Genomic DNA, 3,156 nt, shown 5'->3' with positions numbered 1-3,156 from the left:
ATCCGCGCTTCCACCTGCACTTCACGCCGACCTCGGCCTCATGGCTCAACCAGGTTGAGCGCTTCTTTGCCCTGATCACCCAGGAGCGCATTCGGCGGGGCGCCTTCACGAGCGTGCCCGATCTGGAGAGTGCTATCATGGACTACCTGGAGCACCACAATGCCGACCCGAGACCCTTTGTCTGGACCGCCTCGGCCTCAGCTATCCTGGAAAAGGTCGCCCGTGCGAAACAAGCGTTAGAGTCACAACACTAGCGAGTGGTTAGATGGTAGGAGAAACCAAGTGGCGAGCAACCCGGTTCCAGATCATGTCCCACCCGAAATGGTGAGGGACTTCAGCCTGTTCACGTCGGCTGGCATGCCATCGACGCCCAACGGGGATCCGCACGCAGCTGTCGCTTGCGCCCATGCCGGGCCGCCGATCTTTTATTCCCCCTACAACACACGCGATGGCCGGGGGACCTGGGTCTTTACGCGCGCCAGAGACCAGCGCAGGGTGCTGCAGGACGCCGAAACCTTTTCCAGCCATCGCAGCATCTTCGCGTCCGCGCTCGGCGAAAACTGGCCGATGATCCCGCTCGAACTCGATCCACCGGCCCATGGCATTTTTCGCGCACTACTCAATCCGCTGTTCTCGCCCAAGCGGGTGATGGTGCTGGAGCCGGCTGTCCGGGAGCGAGCGATCGCGCTGAGCGACAGGATCGCCGCATCGGGCACAAGCTGCGATGTTATGAAGGATTTTGCCTTTCCTTTCACAGTCAACATCTTCCTTGGCTTTCTAGGGCTCTCGGATGACCGACTCGATATATTTGTCGGCTGGGCGAACGATCTGCTCCACGGCGACGATATCAAACGACCGGCGGCCGCTCGGATGATTGTGGCGTTCATCGACGAACTTGCAGCCATGCGCCGCAAGGAACCAGTCGCCGATTTCATGACCTTCGTCGTGCAGGCAGAGGTCGAGGGCCGCCCGTTGACCGACGAGGAAGTCCGTGGCACCGGGGTGCTTCTGTTCGTCGCCGGACTCGACACAGTTGCAGCAGCGATAGGCTTTGACTTGGCCTATCTCGCGCGCAATCCCAAAGACCAGGACTTGCTGCGGAGCGAACCGGATCGAATCGGGCTCGCAGCCGAAGAATTGCTGCGCGCCTATCCAACCGTGCAGATGATCCGGGTGGCAACGAAAAATATCGACTTCGAACGCGCGCCGATCCGTAAGGGGGACTATGTTTCCTGCGCCACGATGATTGCCAATCGTGACCCGGCGGAATTCGAATGCCCCAACACGATCGATCTTGCGCGTGAGGACAACCGCCATGCTGCCTTTGGCTATGGCCCGCATCGTTGCCTTGGCTCACACCTTGCCCGGCGGGAGATTGTCATCGGCCTCGAGGAGTGGCCGGCGCGCATTCCGGGCTTTCGGATCAAGGACGGTACGGCGCCCATCACCCATGGTGGCCATGTGTTCGGGATCGAGAATCTGATCCTGGACTGGTCCTGACCAAGGCCACCCGAATCGGAGCACAGAAAAGGAGGTAGCGCCATGCGCATCATCGTCCACCATGCCACATGCCAGGGTCACGCGCGATGCTGGGCGCAAGCGCCGGACATCTTCAAGCTTGATGACGAGGGCTACATCCTGCCCGGTGACATCAATGTTGCGGAAGGGGACGAACTGCTCGCGTCACGAGGCGCGCAAGCCTGCCCCGAACGTGCACTGGAAATCGATCGCACAGCCGCTGCGCTTGAATCGGTGTTTATTCAATCGAGAGTCTGGCGGACTTAAATTGGGGTCAGCCCGACCTGGCCGCACAGCGAAAAGGACGGCGCGCGGCCTCTGTCCTGCCACCGTCCTCGTCCAACTGGGCAGTGGGGTCATCCTCTCCGGTATCGAGCTGCTCCACTTGATACGCAAACGGCAGGCGAGGTTCGCCTTACAGTCCGCCTCCTAGCGCCGACCAGTTCGAAATCGTTGCAGCGGAACGGAGACGCGAAAACGCCTCTTCCTGGCCAATCTCAGCATTCGCGACAGAGCCGATGAACCAGGCAAGGACTTCCGAACTACACGACCGGGAGGCGATCCGCGACTGCCTCTATCGGTACTGCCGTGGGATAGACCGCGCGGACGAGGCGGCGCTGCGCAGCTCGTACTGGCCCGATGCGTATGACCATCACGGGGCCTATTCCGGCTCGGCCGAGGGCTTCATCCAGTTTGCGCTCGGTGTCTTCACGACCGGACCGCGCAACATCCATCAGATCACGAACGTCCTGATCGAGTTCATCAGCCCGGCAGAGGCCGCGGTCGAGAGCTACTTCACCGCGCTGCAACGCGGACCGGACGAGGCCGGAGAGATACGCCAGGTGCTCCTCTGCGGCCGCTATTGCGATCTGTTCCAGAAGAGGGCAGGGGAATGGCGGATTGCCGAACGCACGGTGGTCTACGACTGGCTCGAGGAGCAGACCCCGCCGGCGGCCTCCGAGACAGAGCGGTTCAGCCCCCGGCAGCCGCTCGGAGCATCGTATCCGGATGACCCGGTCTACGCGCTCAGGAAGCGCCGCACTTCTTCAAAGATATGAAAGTGTACTGCATATGAATGTAACGCTTGAACGCTCCGCTCCCATAGCCAGGGTGCCTTCAGAGGTTCCCAACTGGAGAGCCGCGTCGGCAGCGGACACGAAAGACTATAACCATCCTGCAATGCCCCAGCGCTTCTTCCGGCGAAGGCCTTGCCGGTGAGGATGCGGCCGTGAGGATTGCCTTTCCGAGCCGAAACGGCGCGACCGCAACGGCGGTCTGCTCCGTCACCACGAGCCCGCCGACGATCCTGGTGTACATCAATTGCAGGCCCTCGGCGGAGCCGCTCATCGAAGCGAGCGGCGCCCTCGCCACAATTTCCTGACGGAGGAACAGCACCGTATTGCGCTGCTTTCTTCGACGTCCAGGCGCAGCCTGGAGGACCGGTTCGCAGAGGGGAAGAGAACCGACATATAAATTATTGTTATTTTACAGTTTCTTACCAGGGTATATTGTAATAGGGGCAAAACCGTTGGCGATCACGCTAAGGAGCAGCGGTCGCTGACCAGATCTGCCAGGCGCGGGACGGCTGGCGCATCAGCAATTCCCAGTCTATCGCCAAGATAGCTCCAGAATGACACT

The 3,156-nt window shown here is 60.9% G+C and carries 4 protein-coding genes and 1 pseudogene; all 5 read left to right on the top strand.

Annotated elements, in window-relative coordinates; genetic code table 11:
* A pseudogene (locus FS320_RS46645) lies at positions 1 to 254 on the top strand (IS630 family transposase); the annotation flags it as partial.
* Positions 255 to 282: 28 nt separating this feature from the next.
* Positions 283 to 1,500: a cytochrome P450 gene (locus FS320_RS40665; protein WP_162003585.1), complete on the top strand. Its 1,218-nt coding sequence runs from the start codon at positions 283 to 285 to the stop codon at positions 1,498 to 1,500.
* A gap of 42 nt (positions 1,501 to 1,542) precedes the next feature.
* Positions 1,543 to 1,785 (top strand): ferredoxin, encoded by a 243-nt coding sequence (locus FS320_RS40660; protein WP_152718195.1) that lies wholly within the window; start codon positions 1,543 to 1,545, stop codon positions 1,783 to 1,785.
* Positions 1,786 to 2,036: 251 nt separating this feature from the next.
* Positions 2,037 to 2,576, top strand: coding sequence for a nuclear transport factor 2 family protein (locus FS320_RS40655; RefSeq protein ID WP_152718193.1), 540 nt, complete (start codon positions 2,037 to 2,039; stop codon positions 2,574 to 2,576).
* A gap of 170 nt (positions 2,577 to 2,746) precedes the next feature.
* A complete protein-coding gene (locus tag FS320_RS45635) occupies positions 2,747 to 2,899 on the top strand; it encodes a PNPOx family protein (RefSeq protein WP_153885400.1) in 153 nt (50 codons plus the stop codon).
* Positions 2,900 to 3,156 lie beyond the last annotated feature (257 nt).

This window comes from Microvirga tunisiensis (assembly GCF_009296175.1).
GTDB classification, from domain to species: Bacteria; Pseudomonadota; Alphaproteobacteria; order Rhizobiales; family Beijerinckiaceae; genus Microvirga; species Microvirga tunisiensis.
Note: the sequence above shows the minus strand (reverse complement) of the source record. Positions and strands in the feature narration are given on the sequence as shown.

Coding starts and splice junctions, on each gene's coding strand:
- FS320_RS40660 (WP_152718195.1), top strand. CDS start 1,543: ATGCGCATCATCGTCCACCATGCCACATGCCAGGGTCACGCGCGATGC.
- FS320_RS40655 (WP_152718193.1), top strand. CDS start 2,037: ATGAACCAGGCAAGGACTTCCGAACTACACGACCGGGAGGCGATCCGC.